General features: G+C 45.7%; 15 protein-coding genes. 7 read left to right on the forward strand and 8 right to left on the reverse strand.

What is annotated here, in order from left to right; genetic code table 11:
- Window positions 1–7 precede the first annotated feature (7 nt).
- The 5 genes from betB to choV all read left to right on the forward strand — a co-directional run bounded on the left by betB (window position 8) and on the right by choV (window position 6,247).
- Window positions 8–1,468: a betaine-aldehyde dehydrogenase gene (betB, locus tag VCHENC03_RS24980; protein ID WP_009704086.1), complete on the forward strand. Its 1,461-nt coding sequence runs from the start codon at window positions 8–10 to the stop codon at window positions 1,466–1,468.
- 19 nt (window positions 1,469–1,487) lie between these two features.
- Window positions 1,488–3,188, forward strand: a complete 1,701-nt coding sequence (gene betA, locus VCHENC03_RS24975) for a choline dehydrogenase (RefSeq protein WP_009704087.1) — start codon at window positions 1,488–1,490, stop codon at window positions 3,186–3,188.
- Window positions 3,189–3,217: 29 nt separating this feature from the next.
- Window positions 3,218–4,156 (forward strand): choline ABC transporter substrate-binding protein, encoded by a 939-nt coding sequence (locus VCHENC03_RS24970; RefSeq protein ID WP_009704088.1) that lies wholly within the window; start codon window positions 3,218–3,220, stop codon window positions 4,154–4,156.
- A 62-nt stretch (window positions 4,157–4,218) separates the two neighbouring features.
- The gene (choW, locus tag VCHENC03_RS24965; protein WP_005425967.1) at window positions 4,219–5,061 is read left to right on the forward strand and encodes a choline ABC transporter permease subunit; all 843 of its coding nucleotides are present in this window, start codon (window positions 4,219–4,221) and stop codon (window positions 5,059–5,061) included.
- A gap of 1 nt (window position 5,062) precedes the next feature.
- The gene (choV, locus tag VCHENC03_RS24960) at window positions 5,063–6,247 is read left to right on the forward strand and encodes a choline ABC transporter ATP-binding protein (protein ID WP_009704089.1); all 1,185 of its coding nucleotides are present in this window, start codon (window positions 5,063–5,065) and stop codon (window positions 6,245–6,247) included.
- 34 nt (window positions 6,248–6,281) lie between these two features.
- Here choV and VCHENC03_RS24955 read toward each other — a convergent pair whose 3' ends face one another.
- The gene (locus VCHENC03_RS24955) at window positions 6,282–7,226 is read right to left on the reverse strand and encodes a CorA family divalent cation transporter (protein WP_009704090.1); all 945 of its coding nucleotides are present in this window, start codon (window positions 7,224–7,226) and stop codon (window positions 6,282–6,284) included.
- Window positions 7,227–7,261: 35 nt separating this feature from the next.
- The gene (locus VCHENC03_RS24950; protein WP_009704091.1) at window positions 7,262–8,125 is read right to left on the reverse strand and encodes a universal stress protein; all 864 of its coding nucleotides are present in this window, start codon (window positions 8,123–8,125) and stop codon (window positions 7,262–7,264) included.
- Between the two features lie 240 nt (window positions 8,126–8,365).
- On the opposite strand from VCHENC03_RS24950, the gene VCHENC03_RS24945 reads away from it, so the two are divergent.
- Entirely contained in the window at window positions 8,366–10,072 is a 1,707-nt protein-coding gene (locus tag VCHENC03_RS24945; RefSeq protein WP_009704093.1) for an autotransporter assembly complex protein TamA, read from the forward strand.
- A 58-nt stretch (window positions 10,073–10,130) separates the two neighbouring features.
- On the opposite strand, the gene VCHENC03_RS24940 is transcribed toward VCHENC03_RS24945, so the two are convergent.
- The 6 genes from VCHENC03_RS24940 to VCHENC03_RS24915 all read right to left on the reverse strand — a co-directional run bounded on the left by VCHENC03_RS24940 (window position 10,131) and on the right by VCHENC03_RS24915 (window position 18,362).
- On the reverse strand, window positions 10,131–11,582 hold the full coding sequence (locus tag VCHENC03_RS24940) for a phospholipase D family protein (protein WP_009704094.1): 1,452 nt from the start codon (window positions 11,580–11,582) through the stop codon (window positions 10,131–10,133).
- A 101-nt stretch (window positions 11,583–11,683) separates the two neighbouring features.
- Entirely contained in the window at window positions 11,684–13,723 is a 2,040-nt protein-coding gene (locus VCHENC03_RS24935; RefSeq protein WP_009704095.1) for a carboxylesterase family protein, read from the reverse strand.
- Window positions 13,724–13,955: 232 nt separating this feature from the next.
- Window positions 13,956–15,608, reverse strand: a complete 1,653-nt coding sequence (locus VCHENC03_RS24930) for a hypothetical protein (RefSeq protein ID WP_032801930.1) — start codon at window positions 15,606–15,608, stop codon at window positions 13,956–13,958.
- Between the two features lie 301 nt (window positions 15,609–15,909).
- Complete coding sequence (locus tag VCHENC03_RS24925) at window positions 15,910–17,265, reverse strand: FUSC family protein (RefSeq protein ID WP_009704097.1); 1,356 nt, start codon at window positions 17,263–17,265, stop codon at window positions 15,910–15,912.
- 13 nt (window positions 17,266–17,278) lie between these two features.
- Window positions 17,279–18,139 carry an HlyD family secretion protein gene (locus tag VCHENC03_RS24920; RefSeq protein ID WP_005435679.1) on the reverse strand — a complete coding sequence of 287 codons (861 nt, stop codon included), beginning with the start codon at window positions 18,137–18,139 and terminating at the stop codon, window positions 17,279–17,281.
- A 10-nt stretch (window positions 18,140–18,149) separates the two neighbouring features.
- Window positions 18,150–18,362, reverse strand: coding sequence for a DUF1656 domain-containing protein (locus VCHENC03_RS24915; RefSeq protein ID WP_009704098.1), 213 nt, complete (start codon window positions 18,360–18,362; stop codon window positions 18,150–18,152).
- Between the two features lie 426 nt (window positions 18,363–18,788).
- Between VCHENC03_RS24915 and aspT the strand changes: the two genes are divergently transcribed.
- The gene (aspT, locus tag VCHENC03_RS24910) at window positions 18,789–20,504 is read left to right on the forward strand and encodes an aspartate-alanine antiporter (protein ID WP_009704099.1); all 1,716 of its coding nucleotides are present in this window, start codon (window positions 18,789–18,791) and stop codon (window positions 20,502–20,504) included.
- Window positions 20,505–20,531: the final 27 nt, after the last annotated feature.

Consider the following 20,531-nt stretch of genomic DNA (forward strand, 5'->3'; position numbering starts at 1 on the left):
CCTTCAAATGGATATGAAAGCACACTACATCGATGGTGCCATGCACCTAGGATGCTCAGAAGAACACTTCACCACATACAATCCAGCCAATGGTGAACCGCTTGCAAATGTGAAGCAGGCTAACCAGCAAGACATGCAAGCAGCAATTGAATCTGCCAAACGTGGTTTTGCGATTTGGTCTGCAATGACGGCGACAGAGCGCAGTCGTATTTTGCTTAAAGCGGTGGCGCTACTTCGTGAAAGAAACGACGAACTGGCAGCATTAGAAGTCGCGGATACGGGCAAACCGATTCAAGAAGCGAATTGCGTAGACATTGCAACGGGCGCAGATGTGATCGAGTACTACGCAGGTCTTGCGCCTAGCATGCATGGTGAACAGCAACCACTGAATGAATCACAGTTTTTCTACACTCGCCGCGAGCCCCTGGGCATTTGTGCAGGCATTGGTGCGTGGAACTACCCAATTCAAATCGCGATGTGGAAGTCTGCACCTGCACTTGCTGCGGGTAATGCGATGATCTTTAAACCATCAGAAGAAACCCCGTTAACCGCACTCAAACTAGCAGAAATCTACAGCGAAGCGGGATTGCCAGATGGCGTGTTCAACGTTATTCAAGGTGATTACCGAGTAGGGCAGATGCTCACCGCACATCCAGACATCGCTAAAGTCTCTTTCACGGGTGAATCGGGTACGGGCAAAGTCGTGATGGGTGATAGCGCCGCGACGCTGAAGCAAGTCACAATGGAGCTTGGCGGTAAGTCTCCAATGATCATTTTTGACGATGCCAAGCTAGACGACGCGGTTTCTGCTGCAATGGTCGCGAACTTCTACACCCAAGGTGAGGTTTGTACACACGGTACTCGCGTGTTCGTGCATGAAGGCATTTATGATGAGTTTGTCGCTCAACTTAAGAAACGTACCGAACTGCTGGTGGTTGGCGATCCGCTTGATGAGCAAACCCAAATTGGCGCGCTAATTTCCAAAGAGCACGAATCAAAAGTCCTTTCTGCAATTGAACAAGCGAAAGCAAGCAAAGCAACACTACTAACCGGCGGCTACAAAGTCACAGAAAACGGCTTGGCGAGCGGCAATTTTGTTGTGCCAACGGTTTTCATTGATTGCGAAGACGACATGCCGCACGTGCAGCAAGAGATCTTTGGTCCCGTAATGTCAGTGCTTAAGTTCAGTGACGAAGACGAAGTGATTGCACGCGCTAACAACACCGATTACGGACTTGCGGCTGGCGTGTTCACGCAAAACCTCTCTCGTGCACACCGCGTCATTCATCAAATTCAAGCTGGCATTTGTTGGATTAATACGTGGGGCGACTCCCCAGCTGAAATGCCAGTTGGCGGTTACAAACTGTCTGGCATTGGACGTGAAAATGGTGTCGAAACCCTCAAGCATTACACCCAAACCAAGAGCGTGTTAGTGCATTTGGGTGATTTCGACAGCCCTTACGCCTAATCAGTCAGGAGGATTTGTAATGCAACAACACTACGATTACATCATCGTCGGTGCTGGCTCGGCAGGCTGTGTTTTGGCGGATCGTTTGAGTGAAAGCGGCCAACACCAAGTCTTACTGCTGGAAGCGGGTGGCTCAGACAAAAGTATCTTCATTCAAATGCCAACGGCGTTGTCATACCCAATGAACACTGAAAAGTACGCATGGCAGTTTGAAACTGTTGCGGAAGAGGGGTTAGACGGACGCCAACTGCATTGTCCACGCGGCAAAGTGTTAGGCGGCAGTTCTTCGATTAACGGCATGGTTTATGTTCGTGGTCATGCTTGTGACTTTGACGAATGGGAAGCAGAAGGCGCAAAAGGCTGGAACTACCAAGCGTGTCTTCCGTACTTCCGAAAAGCGGAAACGTGGACAGGCGGCGCAGACGAATACCGTGGCGACAGCGGTCCAGTAGGGACGTGCAACGGTAACGACATGAAGTTGAACCCACTTTACCAAGCGTTTATTGAAGCGGGCAAAGATGCAGGTTACCCAGAAACGCAAGACTATAACGGTTATCAGCAAGAGGGCTTCGGTCCGATGCACATGACAGTAGATAAAGGCGTGCGCGCTTCTACCTCTAACGCTTACTTAAGCCGTGCAAAAAAGCGCAGCAACTTCACCTTGATGAAAGGCGTAACTGCTCACCGTATTTTGCTTGAAGGCAAGAAAGCGGTCGGCATTGAGTTTGAGCAATCTGGCAAAATCAAACAGTGCTTTGCTAACAAAGAGGTTGTGTCGAGTGCGGGTTCCATCGGCTCGGTACAACTGCTGCAACTTTCGGGTATCGGTCCTAAGACTGTGCTTGAGAAAGCGGGCATTGAAGTGAAACACGCACTAGAAGGCGTGGGTAAGAACTTACAAGACCACCTTGAAGTGTACTTCCAGTACCACTGTAAACAGCCGATCACGCTAAACAGCAAGTTAGGTTTGATCAGCAAAGGTTTGATTGGTACGGAGTGGATTCTGACGCGCAAAGGTCTGGGCGCAACCAACCACTTTGAATCGTGTGCGTTCATCCGCTCTCGTGAAGGGTTGAAATCACCAAATATTCAATATCACTTCCTACCAGCAGCAATGCGTTATGACGGACGCGCTGCGTTTGATGGTCACGGTTTCCAAGTGCATGTTGGTCCAAACAAGCCTGAGAGTCGCGGCAGTGTCGAAGTGGTTTCTGCTAACCCAAATGACAAACCAAAAATCGAGTTCAATTACATCTCGACGGAACAAGATAAGCAGGATTGGCGAGACTGTATTCGCCTAACGCGTGAAATCCTCAATCAACCTGCAATGGATGCGTTCCGCGGTGAAGAAATTCAACCTGGTCTTAGCATCACCAGCGATGAAGCGATTGATGAGTGGGTGAAGCAAAACGTGGAAAGTGCTTACCACCCATCGTGCAGCTGCAAAATGGGCTCAGAAGATGATCCAATGGCAGTTCTGAATGAAGCCTGCCAAGTGCGCGGCATTGAAGGCTTGCGTGTGGTGGATTCATCCATCTTCCCAACGATTCCGAATGGCAACTTAAACGCACCAACCATCATGGTCGCAGAGCGTGCTGCGGACATGATCTTGGGGAACGTACTCGAAGAATCGAATAACACACCGGTTTGGATTGCTCCGAACTGGCAAGAGACGCAACGAATGCGTCCGCCGAAAAGAGACTTAAGCTCAATCTCATAAAGTCAGTAATCATTACAAGGAATTTAAACATGTCTACGATGACAAAAATCTTTTCATCTATCGCACTGAGTGCAGTAGCAACAGGTGCTTACGCCAACCAATGTGAAACTGTTCGATTTGCCGATGTAGGCTGGACAGACATTACTGCAACCACAGCGGTTACCTCTGAACTGCTTAAAGGCTTGGGCTACAAAACTAAGACCGATCTTCTGTCTGTACCTGTTACGTACTCTTCAATGGCAAACGGCGACATTGACGTATTCCTAGGTAACTGGATGCCAACCATGGAAGGCGATATCGCCAAATACCGTGAAGCTGGCACAGTGGAAACCGTTCGCGCAAACCTAGAGGGCGCGAAATACACACTAGCCGTACCAAAGTATGTGCACGACGCAGGCGTGAAAAGCTTTGCTGACTTGGTAAAACATGCCGACAAATTTAAAGACCGCATCTATGGCATTGAGCCGGGTAACGATGGCAACCGTTTGATCCAAGATATGATCGACAGCGATGCATTCGGCTTGAAAGACTTCAGCCTAGTGGAATCAAGCGAAGCAGGCATGGTGTCTCAGGTGTCTCGTGCTGTGCGTCGTAACCAATGGATCGTTTACCTAGGTTGGGCACCACACCCAATGAACAGCAATGTAGAGATGGAATACCTATCTGGCGGTGATGACTTCTTTGGCCCTAACTACGGCGGTGCAAATGTTTACACCAACGTGCGTCAAGACTACCTATCTGAGTGTCAAAACGTGGGTCAACTGCTTAAGAATCTAGAGTTCAGCCTAGAGATGGAAAACCAGTTGATGGAAGCGATTCTAAACCAAAAGCAGAAGCCAGCGAAAGCAGCACAAGAATGGTTGAATGCCAACCCACAACAATTTGAAGCATGGCTAGAAGGCGTGAAGACGCTAGACGGCAAAGATGCAAAACAAGCGATTACTTCTTACCTAAAAACAAACGCTTAATCATTCCTCTCTTTAGGAAAAGGTGGGCAGTGATGCCCGCCTATTAACACAAAGGTTTTATTGTGAATTTTATTACGGACAACAAACTTCCGTTGGGCGAATGGATGGAAACAGGCGTAGATTGGTTAACCATGAATGCGTCGGGTTTCTTTGATGCTATCTCTATTTTTCTCGAAACCATCATTCTGTTCGTGGTGGATATTTTCAAATGGATGCCACCGGCAGCACCAATCATCATGACCGCAGCGATTGCGTGGTTCCTACACCGCAGCATTCCTTTAGTTGTGTTTATCGTGCTGGCGCTACTGACTATTCTTAACCTCGGCTACTGGCAAGAAATGCTGGAAACCTTTGTTCTCGTCTTCGCTGCGACAACGATTTCCGTATTAATTGGCGTGCCGCTTGGCATCATGGCGGCGCATCGCCCTTGGTTGTATACCTTATTGCGCCCGATACTCGATTTAATGCAGACCGTACCAACGTTTGTGTACCTGATCCCAACATTAGTTCTGTTTGGTTTAGGCATCGTTCCGGGTCTGATTTCCACCATTATCTTTGCTATTGCCGCGCCAATTCGTCTGACTTACCTTGGCATCACCAAAGTGCCAGAAGAGCTGATTGAAGCGGGTAAAGCCTTTGGTGCCAGTCGCATGAAGTTACTATTCAAAGTCGAACTCCCAGCCGCATTGCCAAGCATTATGGCGGGTGTGACCCAATGCATCATGTTGTCACTTTCTATGGTGGTGATAGCCGCACTAGTAGGTGCCGATGGTCTGGGTAAACCAGTCGTACGAGCACTGAACACCGTGAACATTTCCCAAGGCTTTGAAGCCGGTTTAGCGATTGTTTTGGTCGCGATTATTCTCGATCGCCTATGCAAAGCACCAAACCAGAAGGAGGCATAACATGGATGCAATTACGATTGAAAACCTCGACGTTGTGTTTGGTCAGCAGCAAGAGCAAGCATTGGCGCTTTTAGACCAAGGCAAGTCTCGCCAAGAGATCATTGATGAAACCGGACAAGTAGTTGGTGTTGATAAGGTCTCAATGAGCGTCAAACAAGGTGAGATCTGTGTATTGATGGGGCTTTCCGGTTCGGGTAAATCCAGCTTGCTTCGTGCCGTTAATGGTTTGAATGAGATCTCTCGTGGCTCACTCAAAATCAAAGATGGCGAAGACATGGTGGAGCTTGCCAATTGTGACGAGCAGACTCTGCGTAACTTGCGTACTCATCGCGTTTCTATGGTGTTCCAAAAATTTGCGCTGATGCCGTGGTTGACTGTATTGGATAACGTGGCGTTTGGTCTTGAGATGCAGGGTATTGGCAAAGCGGAACGTCGAAAAAAAGCGCGTGAACAACTAGAAATGGTTGGGCTAAGCGAGTGGGAGAGCAAGTTCCCACATGAGCTTTCAGGCGGTATGCAGCAGCGTGTTGGTTTGGCTCGCGCTTTTGCTATGGATACCGACATCCTACTAATGGATGAACCGTTCTCTGCGCTCGATCCTTTGATTCGCGCTCAGCTTCAAGATGAATTGATTCAACTGCAAGAGAAGCTCAACAAGACGATTTTGTTTGTGAGCCATGACTTAGATGAAGCGCTGAAAATCGGTAACAACATTGCCATTATGGAATCGGGCAAACTGATTCAACACGGCAAGCCTGAGCAAATCATCCTTGCTCCAGAAAATGAGTATGTGGCGGACTTTGTGGCTCACACTAATCCGCTCAACGTATTGAAAGGTCGTTCACTGATGCAAGCGAGCACCGAGCTTAAGCAGCAGAATGACCGCGTATTGGTGTGTGCAGATAAGCAGATTTGGGTCGAGCAAGAGCCGAAAGGCTTAACGCTAGTGGATTCCGATAAGTCGTTGGTGAATTGGGAAAGTGGTTCAACCACACTCGACGACATTGGCGAAAGCACGGTTGTTCAAGCCAATCCAGATATCAGCATGCGTGAGGCGATTGAACTAAAGCAACGCAGCAACCAGCCGATATTGCTAGTAGAAGAGAACAAGCTAGTGGGCGTATTGAGTGATAACGAGTTGTACGATGCGCTGCTTGGTAACTTTAAGTCCAAGCAAGTGGCGTAGGCCGATTACACTTTGGAACAATAAAGAGCCGCTATCATGGCTCTTTTTTGTTTGTGAAGCCTAAATACTTTAGTAAAACCACCTCGAGCCCAAATATTACAACAAGAGCGATACAAAACCATGTAAATGCCATTGAGGAGTCGACGCCAGGCATGCCTCCAATATTGATTCCTAGTAGGCCAGTTAAAAAGCTAGTAGGTAGGAAGATGGTAGCGACCAAGGTGAAGAGATAACTATTTTTGTTTGTCTTTTGATCCCGTAGGTGCCTAATTTCTTCTTGAAACAGCTCGACCTCTCCAAGAAAGAAATCGATGGTTTCATTAATTCGAATGATGTTGTTATGAGCAAACCGATACTGGTGTGGCCTTGTGGTCACTAATGGGACTTCAGACTCAATCAAATCTCGAATCGCGTATTGCTGTGGCCGTATGAATCGCTTTATTGAAATCAGTGCTTTTTGCGCTGAAATATGGTTATGAGTTGACTCATCACTTACGTCGAATTCGTTCAATGTATTCTCGATAAAATCCAAGTACGTATCAATCTTGCCGTTTAACCCATCAATAATATAGTTCAACAGGCTAGCAAGGCTTTGCGGTCCCTTCCTTTCCGCTAGAGCCTCTCTAATATCCATGATCGCTCGGGATGGTGTTTTACGTGTTGAGATGAGTGCGCCGTTGTAATAGAGAATTCGGATACTAAGCATGTCTTCTGGTGATGCGTTAGCGTTCATATTGACACCGCGCAAAATGAGCAAAAAGTTTTCTCCATCCAGTTGATGGAAAGAAGGGCGGCTCTCGTCTGCAAGCAAGTTATCTATCGTCGATCTTGGTATTGCGTTGAACTCTAGCCAGCCTCGGATAGCGAGGTGACCTCTTTCACAGTGATACCAATGATCAGCTTCTATGACTTCAGTTGAGTTCTCCTTTTTTATCGGTTTTTCACTCGAAAAGTCCCAATGTTCGATCATGAAACTCATAATTGCGTCCTTGTAATAGGAGGGAGAGGTAGTTTTTAATGCTCAGCTACGAGCAGCATATCACATGGAGGAGATTGTAATAGGCTATCTACGGTACTTCCCATCCAGTAACGAGATGCGCTGCTTCTTCGGCATGCACCAAGCACTAGCAGCGTTCCTTTGTGTATTTTCACTGCTTCAACAAGGGCGAAGTCAGGGTTTCCTCTGATGAAGGTTAAGGGAACCGAGTTGAGGTTTTTATCTTTGAGGAAGTCCAATACCCCTTCTTTCTGGCTTTGTAATATTTCTCGACTGAATTCTGTCAAATATTCCGCGACGTATTGGCAATAAACAAGCTTGAAACTTTGTGCCAGTGTGTCAGAAAGACGCAACCCTGCTTTGATGATTGCCCGATCTATAGTGCCGCTTTCGTCGTCCCTGTGTAATGGATCTATCGCTCCGAGCACTAGGGTTGATGTTGACCACGGCTTGTCAGTGAGTAAGAACAAGTTTTTGTTCTCGGTTATCAAAGCTGACATCAGCTCGTGCGATATATTGATACTCTTTGCGTCAACAAAGAGCGTGTTGTTATTATCTGACTCTCTGATCAGCTGTGAGATCCATTTCCGTCCGTCCAAATGTATAAAATCTAGCTCGTATTTTAAGTCTTCTTCTTTCGCTATAAGAGCAACTTTTTCAAGTACTTGTATAGTCCAATTTAAGTATCTATCGTTTGTACGCTTGGCATCTCGCGCTTTATCACTAATGAAATCAAAAAAGGTGTGATCTTCGCTTCTACGATAATCCTCTCCATAAATCTTGATAGGCGAATTTGTCTTAGAGGCGTAAACAAGAGTCTTTATCAGCACCTTTCTTGATGGAATAATTGAAGTTTTCAGAAGCAAGTCCACAGTCGGCATGAGCATCTCCTATTTATGTCTATGACTTTTACCGTTTCTACTGTATTCACAAATCAAACGTTTGAAGCGTGTATCGCGTGACTTGTTTTAGTTTAGGAGAGAAAGAGTAAGAGTGGTGCGGAAGGTGCATGAGGTTATCTTCTCGTAAGCGTTTGTAGGTAATCATCCTACATACACGATTAACGTGTTTTCTGCAGTGCCTTTAGCCTAGTTGAGTGTCAAACTCACTTAGGCAGATCTGTGGCTTCTCTTGTCCAAAAACTTGTTGGAATTTCTGTATTCGCTTCTCTTCCTTTTGGTGACGCTTTGGCCGCAGAATTTGTTATACAAGGTTTATCAAAACCACTGGAGAAGAACCTAGAATATTACCTCTTGCCATTAGCTGAAGTGCCGGCTGAAAACCTTTCTATTAGTCAACTCAACAAGCTGGTTAGGTCAGCGTTAAATCCTTATGGTTACTATCATTCCGAGCTCAATGTTAAGAGATCGGAAAATGATATCATCACGCTTGAGGTTGACGCAGGGGAGGTGATGTTGGTCAAAAAATCTAATATTGCTGTGTCGGGAGAAGCCAGTAACGATCAGGATTTCATCGAACTGATGAATCAAGCTCAACTTAAACAAGGGCAGCCGTTGCTTCATTCTGAGTACGATACGCTAAAGCGAAACTTGATTTCATTGGCTCAGCAAAAAGGTTACTTGGATGGACGTTTTATCGAATCGTCTTTGGAAGTCATTCCAAGTGTGAATCAAGCCCATGTAAATCTGCATTTCTCTAGTGGTTCTCGTTACCAATTTGGAGAGCTGTCTGTCCTTACGTCGGGTATCGAAACGGCACGAATAGAAGCGATGAGAACATTTGAAAGGGGCGACGATTTTGACACTTTGAAATTGAGTCAATATCAGGCCGACCTCTCCAATACTGATTGGTTTCGCAGTGTGATTGTGAAAGCGGATTTCGAGGAGATATCCGATGGTCATAAGGTGCCGATAGAAGTGCTCGCAGAGCCGAATTCACGCAATATTGTGCAAGTCGGTGGAGGATATTCGACAGACTTGGGATTACGCGCTTCGCTGAACTGGACCAAGCCTTGGTACAACGCACGTGGACACGGTTTTGAGGCACAAGCGTACGTTTCCAAACCGGAACAATCGCTATTACTTGGTTATAAAATTCCCACACAAAATGTTCTAACGGATTACTACGGGATTCAGTTTGAATCTAAGCATGTCGATTATCGAGATACATCGAGTTTTTCTAATGATTTATCGTTTGAAAAGCACTGGCAGTTAGACAGTGATTGGCAAAGCACCATGCACGTTCGTTATTTGCAAGAAAGTTATCGACAAGCGTCGGAGAATAACGAATCACAGTTGTTATTACCGGGGGTGACATTTTCACTGCTTGATCGTAAGAACGATCAATTAGAAGTAAAGCACCGTCACGTCTACTCATTGGAATACTCAGACCCTAATTTTTTCTCCGATTCTCGTTTGCTGCGTATTGAGGGCAATAGTGTTCTGTCTTGGGACATTAGTGAAAAACACAAGTTTCACTTTCGTTCTAATGTTGGCATTAATGTCGCTGACACTTTGAGCGATATTCCATCCTCGTTACGCTTCTTTGCGGGAGGTGATGGCAATCTTCGTGGTTATGGTTATGAGTCTATCTCTCCGAGAGATGAAAATGGCGATTTAACGGGTGCTCGTTACATGTTTACTGCTGGGCTGGAATATCAATATCAGGTCTACCGCCAACTGTGGCTTGGGGCATTTTATGATGTTGGTGATGCCTTCAACGATAGGGTGGATTGGAAAAGCGGTACAGGGCTGAGTTTGATATGGAATTCAAAATACGTGCCTGTCAAAGTGGACTTTGCTTATGGTTTAGATGCTCCGCAAGGAGACCAATTCCGCGTTCACTTCTCACTAGGCACGCAGTTTTAGCGGGCATTAAAAAGGCTCTCATCCTTGCAGATAGAGAGCCTTTTTAAGTCTTGATTGTTTAGAGCTCGAACTCACCATTCAGTTTCTTGAATATCCAGTTAGGCGCCTTATGCCATCCACCATAGTTTGGATTCTTAGTATGGATCTCATTCATTGATTGCCATTGAGTTTGGCCTTGTCCATCTCGAGATACTCGCCAAAACAGTTCATCTTGTTGTCGATTTAAGTAGTGCATGACATGTTCTGCAAAGGCTTCGCTTTGGACCAACACACCAAATTCCACATTGAGGAAGTCCGATCTTGGGTCGAAGTTTGATGAGCCGATATAAGTCAGCCGACCATCGAGTATCACCGTCTTGTTGTGATAATAAGTATCCGCATGGAAGTAATGGTCATCATTTTTCGCTTGGTTTTTGTACTCAAGTATATGAACGCCCTTATCCAACAGGGTTTGGCGATGCTCCTCGTAATAAGCCGGAATAAAGCCAGAATCATTAGAAGCAGACGAGTTCGTCATTAACGTGATGTCCGCTTTTTGCTCCATCAAGGTATCAATAAAGGCAAATTCACCATCACTTGGTACCACGTAAGGCGTTGATATCACGGCTTTAGACGCAGTGGCTATTTGTTGCCAAACTTGGTGTTCTGCACGTTTTCTAAAGTAGGGTTTGTTGTTTTCTAACTTGTTTAATGAGTCGAAAACGGGGGTGACTTGCGCAGTGATGAAGTCGGGACTGGTCAGGTGTTTAACCTGTTTTTCAACTTCCGCCAGAATGATGCTTTTGTCTTTCTCACCTTTATTAAGCGCTTGAGTAAACGCGGAATAGTTTGGGGTAACTTTAACGATGTTTTCTATTGGCGTGACATGCTCGCTGTCCCAAAGTTGTTGGTAGTTCTGGTCGAACGTTCGAATAATGCTGCCTTTGAACAAGACATCCATATCAAAGAAGTTGGCTTTGCGGCTGTAACCAAAATAGTCGTCGCCAATGTTACGTCCACCTAGAATCATCCATTGATGGTCAACGTTGAAGTACTTCTCGTGCAGACGATTGTCCAAACGTTGTTGATGAGTAGAGAAGTTGACGGCGCGACCAATCCAACCTGACTTACGTGAATCAAACGGATTGAATAAACGAATTTGAATGTTGTCGTGAGCGCTGAGATCAGCAAGCCATTTCTCGTTAAAAACCAATAGATCATCGAGAGTGAGTCGAACTTGCACGCCTCGATCTGCTGCTTGTTTGAGTTCATTGAGTAGCATCAAACCAAGCGTGTCACTCTCCCAAGAAAAGTAAGTCATATCGATGCTTTGCTGAGCATTTCTAACCAGTTCAACGCGACGCGCAAAGGCTTCCGGAGCGTTAGGAATTAAGTAAACTTCGGCTTGATGCTGAGTAGTTTGCCAATTGGCTTCAAAATCCGGTTCAACTTGCGGGTAGGGCTGGGCACAGCCAACCAATAGTGCGCTGAAGATAAAGAGTAGCAGGGCACGAAGGGCGTTAGGAAACATGAGTAAACCTTCCTAATGATGTTCAAGGAATAAGGATGAAAAAAGCCAGTGAACTGGCTTTTAGGTATTTGGTAACGAGCTATTAGTGACTGAAGATAACGTTACATGTGACTCAGAATCAGCCCAAGTTCCTCGAGACCGTTGAGGCGACCTTGGCGCAGTTTTGGATCGATGCCTGAGTGATGAGCATTGTCCCAATCTTGTGTGGATTGAATACCGCCATCGTTATCGATCAGCAATACTCGGTCAGTCGCGCTGTTGTATTGGAAGTCTTCAAATAAACGTTCGCTAAACCACATACGAGAGAGTTCGTTCATCATTGCTTTGTCTTTGCTACCTGGGCGAACACTTGAACCATCAAGCTTTAATGTCTTGTTAAACACAAATGGTAATTCCGATGCATTACAAGCGCCGACAATACAACTGATGCTTTTGAGTAAATCGCCAACGTCGAGATCGCCATTTTCACCTTTGGTATTGTAAGTCCATACGTTGAATCCAGGTTTGTAGTCAAAGTAGTAGAAGCTTGGCGTTGCTCCTGTTGCTTCTTCAGTTGAAACTTTATGACGGTTTGGACCCGTGAAGAGCAAATCATGCAACGTGGTTTTGAATTGCTGCATGTTTTTCGCCGCGCCATTCAGTTCACTTTCATCGTTAGGGAAAAAGTCAGCCAGAGCAAGTAACTCCGTGGTTGAATCGGAGTTCCCCAAACCGAAAAACAACTTAGTCATCGCCTCATAAGCGGTGCTAGGCAGTAGTTCCAATAAGTCAGAAAGATCGAGTTCAATCGAAGCTGAATCGCTGAGTAATGAACGATATTCAGCGCGTAAACGGTTCAAGTTCGCATCCGATTCTAGCCACTCCACCATGTATTCGACGATTAAGGTTTCGTCACCACTTTCGATGATTTCTGGCGCTTCTTGGCTCAAAATATCAAAGATAGTTGGGATCAAAAATGTCAGGCTCGGCAGCATGCCCAGAGTATTGCTTTCTGCACTGTTTGAGCCAATTACCGTCGGTACGATCCATTCACTCTCAATCGCTTGTTCAGTAAAGTGATAGCCTGGTACTTCTTTCACTAGAAACGCTGGTGGGCGATGCTCGATGTAAGGCGCAAATGGCATCAACGTAGCTAATGGGCTTTTGTCTCGTGTGGGACTGATAACCGGAATATTCGCAGCGGTCAGTACCCAGCTCTTAAGACGTTGAATAGGATCAAGCATCTCGCTCTGTACCTTCATGACCTCGTCAAGTGGTAGCAACGCAAGATCTTCAACGCTTTGCTCTGGTCTTTGGCTCTTGGCTACATCGTAACTTTTATATTCAAAGCCGTAAGCGTTGCTTTGCATGATGGCACGTTGAAAGTGCTCACCTGCAATTGCAGCATCGCCTTTTGATTGCTGTAAAATTCCCACCGACATGGCACCCGCACCTTGACCCATGAGTGTCACGTTTTGCGGATTGCCGCCGAATGCCTCTATGTTTTGTTGAACCCATTCAAGCGCGTGTTTTTGATCGCCTAGGCCAAAGTTACCGCCCTCTGGGTTGTCCAAACCATCGACCCAAACACTGCCCAACAAGCCCAAGCGATAGTTAAAAGTAACAGCAATAAACGGGTTACCATCGTCAGCACCTTGTGCAACCACCATATCACCATGAATCAACGGTTCTGAGCCCGCGCCGTATTCAAAGTCACCGCCGTGAACAAAGACATAAACTGGCAAATCTGCGTACGCTTCTGTCCCTGTTGGTCGCCAAATGTTTAGGTTCAAACAATCTTCTGACTGCGTTTGTGTCGTGGTTTTTAATTGCGGACACGCATCACCGAACTGAGTCGCATCAATATCGCCTTCAAGTGGGGCCACAATGCTGTGCTGAAAGCGGTCTGCTTGCGCAAATTGGATACCTTTGAACGCCTCTACCGCTGCCAGTTTTTCATCCGCATCAAGAGGGGTGATGACAAGGGACTCTTTAGTGGCTTGAATGGTCGCATCACCAATTTCCAAAGAGATTTGCTCTGGCGGTAAGGGTTGTAATGGCTCCGGATCGTACGGAACGCTAGGTTTGCTTGAATCATCACTACAGGCAGCTAAGGCAAGAGCGATGGTAATGGCTAAAGTTGAGCGATTGAGTAAAGTCATTGTTATGTCCAAAAGTCATTTGGTGCGTACACCGAAAATGTTAAACGGCATCTAACAAGCGACGTCCTGACGCTTTGGTATTAATCCGTGAATGGTTGGATGGCTTGTTGTATTGATGGCTCAAATGGTAGGGCATCGGTGACTGTTTCAATAATCGCCTTTGTAGGATGCAGTCCTACCATCCAATGGCCTACCAATGTGTTGTTTCTAAGTGTGCTATTTCTTTGTGCGATTAGAAGCGATAACCCAAGTTCAAGGTTAGTGAGTCACGTGTTTCGCCTTTGTTGTAAAGCATGGTCAGGTTGTAGTTCTTACCGATTTGCTTATTGAAACCTGTCAGGAATGCCCATTCGTTAAGCTCGACACCGATGTCGTAATCGAACTCGATATCACCGGTTTTTACTCGGCCATCCATACGAGAGTCCAAGCCTTGATATTCAGCACCGACAAAGAACTGGGTACGGTAGTCGACCAACTGATAACCAAGCATCGGTTGAACGGTAACAATGCCGTCACCCCAATCATCCAAGCCTTTTAAACGTGTCTGAGAGTACGTGCCAGTCACAGAAGCAAAGAACTCTTTGTAACCAACCGAGAGTGTTGTACCGACACCGCGCAAATCGTATTCAAGGTGAATTGGCACGTTCAGTCGCCCGCGATTACATAGCGCAGACAAACCATCACAAAACTTGTCGCCTAAGCCCGGTAGACGATCATTCAGCTTGTCTTTTATATACTGGCCACCTTCACCTGTGTATCCCGCATCCACGTTAGCATCGACATTGATTTTGCCGACGTAACCAAACACGTTCCAAAAAGGAAGGATATTGACGTCACCACGAATGCTGAAACTCTCTGCGTTCACAATCCCGACGGTGTCTTCTGGGTCGAATAGGTCGTTTAGACGCACGCCATCAATAGTGAAGTCATTGAATGGGATGTTCATATCTTGGTTACGGTAAGCCATTGACACACCAAATGGCAGCGGTAAATCGATGCCTTGTCGACGCACCATATCGCCCATTAATGGGAAGATACGATCAAGTTTTACACTGGCTTCTTGCATGCGTGGGTCAGAAACTTCGTTCAAGCGTTTCTCATCCAACACTTGCACACCAATGTCATCCTCATAGATGGCAACAGGTTTAAGAGTGCTGACCATTTTCAGTGGTTTGTTTTTGCTTGAGCCAACAATTTCAGTGTGTTTGCTCGCAATCACAAGTTTGCCAGAATCCAGCTTTTGAAAGCGGATCTCTTGATGGTACGTATCCACCTTGTATTTGTGGTGTGTGAACGGCTTTTCGTTAGTGATGACCATGCGTTTTGGTTCACCGTTAACGAGCTCGATATCGACGCTTAAGAAACGGAAATAGGCGATGTCTTGTGGAAGCCCGTATTTTGAGTAATTGAAGCTGACAATGACATTACCGTTTTGATCTTCTTTTGCTCGTACCGATGAGGAGTCAAAGCTCTCTGCGTAATTACGCAGACGATATTCTGTGCGTGTGAAGGCTTCGATTTCATCGAGTACTTTTTCGTTCTTATCCAGCTCTTCAGGGTTGTACTTGATGCGTAGATCAATATTGCCCTTGCTGTCGGTGTTCTTTACAAGGAACACCGAAGAATCACGGACCTCGTTGCCGATTTGAACGGTTCGGTGAGCATGCTCTACCAAGTGCTCGCCTTGTACTAGAGAACTGATGGCCAGTTTTGGTAGATCATGGCTGATACCGTATTTGTCGAAGAGCTGGCGACCTTGTTCCATGACTTCGTTGTAAGTTGTCTCTTCTGCGGCGAAGCTAAAAGTGGGGGTAGTAAGCATTAGTGCGCTCGCTAGCACAGTAAGAGAAGATGTCTTGCTAGCGCGTATTTCAAAAAAACTCATGACGATTTCCACTCTGAATAGCCTCAAACCTTCGAGACTCAGACAGTTAATGTGTCACTGAACTTCTTGTTCAGTTAGATAGATGTGTTTGCTGTGATTGATGTTGTGAATGCCGTGTTTTTAATTGCATTTCGTAAATCAATGAGAGGATTTTATGGTGGGTAGAGAAATCCCGTTAATCGCTTTTGATGGATACTATCCTCGCTTTCAGGGTGAGGCAGGAATAGGGCAGTGAACAAAGCAAAAAGCCCCGCAGAGCAAAAGCAATGCGGGGCTTTAGTTTCAAGAACGGAGGTGACGCTTAGGGTGTAACGCGAACACGGAACAGATCGGTAAACAACTTGGCAATCATCAAAATGATCATAATGTTTACCAGCATCAGCAATGGCGTTTCAATTCGATACGCTGGGGTTAAGTTGAGCGCACCCGATGTCAAAACAACCAATAAGTTAATACCTAGAATTCTATGTACCATCAGTTTTGGTGTGGAAAAGACCTTCCAAATCACGATGATGTTAATGAAGTAGAACAAGGCAAGTTGCCGTAGCTCGGTCATCATTGGCATTAAGAAAATGTATTGCAGAAGGATTACCGTCCCCGTGCCTATTACTCCAAAAAAAGCATCCTTAATAATACTCGGAGGCATGGTAGGAACGAGTGATGAGAATACACCGGCCAGCATAGGGAAAATAAACCCTCCGGGCACAGGAAGGTAAATCCAGATCAGCAGCGACGTCACGAACATGGAGACACCTTGCAGTACCTTTCTGCTGTCTTCATTCAAATGCTGGATGAAGGTCCGATGCTCATGATGCCAGACAGTATTGTTATCTCCTTGAATGACAAAAGGGACGTCGCCAACAAACGATGTACTCGGCTTTTTAATATCAAAGCTTTGAAGTTGCTGTGCTAACGTCGGCCAATCGATCTCGTTACGTTGCGGCTTATCGGCTTGTTCTAGCAATCGGTCTTGGAGCTGTGCCATCTCATTTAAACGCGCGCGCCATAGCTGACGATGCTCTTTTAAACGGTAGCTACCAGTAAGCGGTAAACCGAGCAATTGGAACATTTTTTCTATGTTGGCAGTATTGGTTTCCACTGCTTCGATATCAATGTGGTGAGGGTTATTCATGGCACTAAGCATCACCTCACGGCTTATCTCAAAACGCTGAATGAAGTTTTGTTCCGTGTTTACTGGCCACACTAAGCGATACACCACCGAGAAGGTGATCACGCCAAGAATCGTCTCCTGCATACGAAGGACGGCGAAGTGGAACGTTGCTTGATTGTCAAAGCCACCCATGCAGGCGACGATCGAACACACAGCAAAACCGATGGTAAACACATAACCATACTTTTCGTCGCTCGACATGAAAATGCACACACCCAAAAACAAGGTGAAGAAGGTGAGGAACAAAAAGCGGTCTTGAGAAAACATCGCAATAAGAAAAAAGGCATAACCGATGCCCAATAAGGTTCCCAGCAATCGGTTATTACCTTTGTTTATCGAGTGTGCGAAGCTTTCGTTCAATGCCATCACCGCGACCGCAATTGCCGCCCAATAAGGTTTCTCCCATTGAAACCATAGGGCAAGGCAGATCGCGATAACGATAGAGAGTGCAGCTTTGATGGCTTCTTTGGTAGAGGCGCTGAACATAACAATCACCGAATTATTTAATGATTTTGATAGAAGCCGTCATACCCACGCGAAGTTGTAGATCGTCTGGCAGTTCATCCAGTTTTACTTTGATGGGAATACGTTGAGCCAAACGAATCCACTGGAAGTTCGGATTGACATTTGGCAGGAGGTCGTTGCCTGTGCTGCCATCTTGCTTTGCAATACCGTAGCCGATGCTTTTGATTTCACCTTTTAGTTGCACATCGTTGTGCATCATCAAGGTTACGTAAGCGGTATCTTCAGGATTGACGCCTACCAGATCTGTCTCTTTGAAGTAACCCTCTATCCAGAAGCTGTCTTCATCAATTAAGGCAACGACCGGAGAGTTGGCGACCACTTGAGAACCGACACGTAAGTTCAAATTAGTGATGTAACCATTCGTTGGAGCATAAACTTTGGTGTAATCAAGGTTCAGTTTTGCTTCCTCTACATTGGCTTTCGCAAGTTCCACGTTGGCAACCGCCGTTTCTACCGCATTGTTTAGATTGTTCAATGTCAGTACAGGTACAGCTCCAGGTGTGCGCTTTTCTAACTTAAGTGCGCGTTGCTCTTCGTTTTTTGCTTTTGCTAACAGAGCGACCGCTTGCTTTTGAGTCGCCAACGCTTTGTGGTATGCCGCTTTATAGATGCTAGGGTCGATCTCAAACAGTAAATCGCCTTGTTTCACTTGCGAGTTGTCTTCGACATACACGTTAATAACTTGTCCTGTCACACGCGGTGTGATTGAGACAATGTATGCACTGACTTGACCGTCTCGTGTCCAAGGGCTGCTTGAGTACGACTGGTAATAGCTGAAAATCACACTGCCAGCGGCACAAAGCAGTAGCAATGTGATGAGATAACGTTTAATCACGGGGTTTGCCTCAAAAGATGGTAATGAATCGACCAATAACGCCAGTAAAAATCACAATTAGACTCAGCTCTGCGAGTGCAGGAAATGCAATGTATTTGTGGATACCTAGTTTTGTAGCAACGGTTCCGACCAAAATGGTGAGCATGTAAGCCAATGCAATAACCAGCAACAAGGGTGGGAAGTAAACTTCGCCCCACACAAGTTCATGTGGCATTGAGTTCATGGTGTTGTTCTCTATTAACTTGATGAATGGAAAGATAAGGCAAATGATGGCATCCGTGATAATCGCTTTTGGAGGATCTAATCCATCAAACGAAAGGTGCTATGCGCTATATAGAGGTAATGATGCAACCAAATCGTTTTTTGGAGAGCGAAAACAAAAATAAAATTATTTTGCGATTTATCTGGTGCCTATTGCAGAACACTAAGTTATTAAATTTTCGACAATTATTTTTCAATGTTTGCGTTTGAATATGCGAAGTGATGGTTTCATCCTTCAAATGGGATTACGAGTTGTGAGTTTTTGTTCTTAATATTCGCTTCGAAGCAAACGAGATGCTTTTTAAATTAAATAATCCAACAAATATGAGTGACAGATTATTCGTTAGATTATTTGAGTTTTATATTTATTAATAAGAGTAAAATTGTCATGGAAATTATTTCTAACCTTTTTGACATGGCACCATTTGTTGCTCTCTTTATTACGCTCTCTCTCGGTTATATGGTTGGTAAAATTACCATTGGTCGATTTGTTCTTGGCGGTGTTGCCGGAACATTATTAATGGGTGTAATTATTGGGCAATTTGGTGTTCATATTGATCCCGGCGTAAAAAGCATTTTCTTTGCGCTCTTTATTTACGCAGTAGGGTATCAAGGTGGTGCGCAGTTCTTCAAAGCATTGAACTTTAGAACCATCAACATTCTACTTTCTGCCGTGGTTATGACGGTTTCAGGTCTGCTTTGTGTGTTAGCGGCAGCTTGGATGTTTGATCTAGACAGAGGTACGGCAGCAGGTCTTGCAGCTGGTGGTTTGACTCAATCGGCAATCATCGGTACAGCGGGTGATGCGATCGCACGTCTTGGTGGTGTGACAGAAGAAGCGAAACACCTAATGCAGACCAACGTCGCAGTAGGCTACGCAGTTACGTACATCTTTGGTTCGCTGGGTCCAATTCTTATGGTGACATGGGTATTCCCAACACTGATGAAGTGGGATATCCGAGCAGAAGCGATTGCTCTAGAAGAGAAAAACTCAAACGGTAAGCGCGATCTTGCGCCGGGTGAATTCAACGCAGTAACCGCGCTGGTTACACGAGCATTTAAAGTGAGCAAAGATGGCGGGCTAGCAGGCAAAACCCTAGCTCAGTTAAACCAACACGCTCTAGCTGCTTGTATTGAATTGATTCAACGTGATGGCAAAGTGCTAGAAGTGGACAAATTCACAGCACTGAAAGAAGGGGATGTCATTGTTGTAACAGGTCGTCGTAATGCGGTACATCAGCTGCAGGATGGTTTGGCTGACAACGAGATTGCACTTCCAGAAGGCTATGAAGTTATAGAAGAAAACCGTCAACTGATCGCAGACAACCGCAAACTGATTGGTAAGTCGCTGCAAGAGATCAAAGAGGCTTCGAACCAAGGTTCAATGCGCGGTATTTATGTGACGGATTACATTCGTGAAGGCAACTCTATCGAAATGACGCCGGATCTTGTGGTGAAGAAAAACGACGTCATCCAGCTTACAGGTACAGCAAAAGACATTAATCGCGTTGAGAAAAACATCGGTCAACGCATGGGCTCTGCAACCATGACGGACTTTATTGTGCTTGGTATGGGTATGGTGCTTGGTCTATTGATTGGTCTCATCAGCTTTAAGATTGCAGGTATTCCCGTCACCATCGGTTCTGGTGCAGGTTGTTTGATCTCAGGTTTGATCGTCGGTTGGTTGCGTAGCCGCAATCCCCACGTTGCTCAGTTCCCAGAAGGTGCGGCGAACTTCATTCGAGATTTCGGTTTGGCAGCATTTGTAGGCATTGTTGGCCTAGAGGCAGGCCCTCAAGCGGTCGACACCATCAAAGAACACGGCATGTCTCTGTTGTTCCTTGGTATGGCTGTGACCATTATTCCTCAGTTTATTTCGTTCTTCTTCTCATACTTTGTATTGAAGATTAAGAATCCAGTTGAAGCGCTAGGTTGTGTCACAGGTGGACGAAGTGCAAACCCAGCATTCGCGGCTTTAATGGAAAAAACAGGCAACGCAACGCCAGTATTCTCATTCACCGTGACTTATGCAGTGGCTAATGTACTGCTTACCCTATGGGGTCCAATTATTGTCGGCATTATTACTTTAAACGCAGGCATGTAATTTAAATAAATTCGAACACGCTTATCG

Origin of the sequence: Vibrio sp. HENC-03 (assembly GCF_000305755.2) — a bacterium.
Taxonomy (GTDB): Bacteria; Pseudomonadota; Gammaproteobacteria; order Enterobacterales; family Vibrionaceae; genus Vibrio; species Vibrio owensii.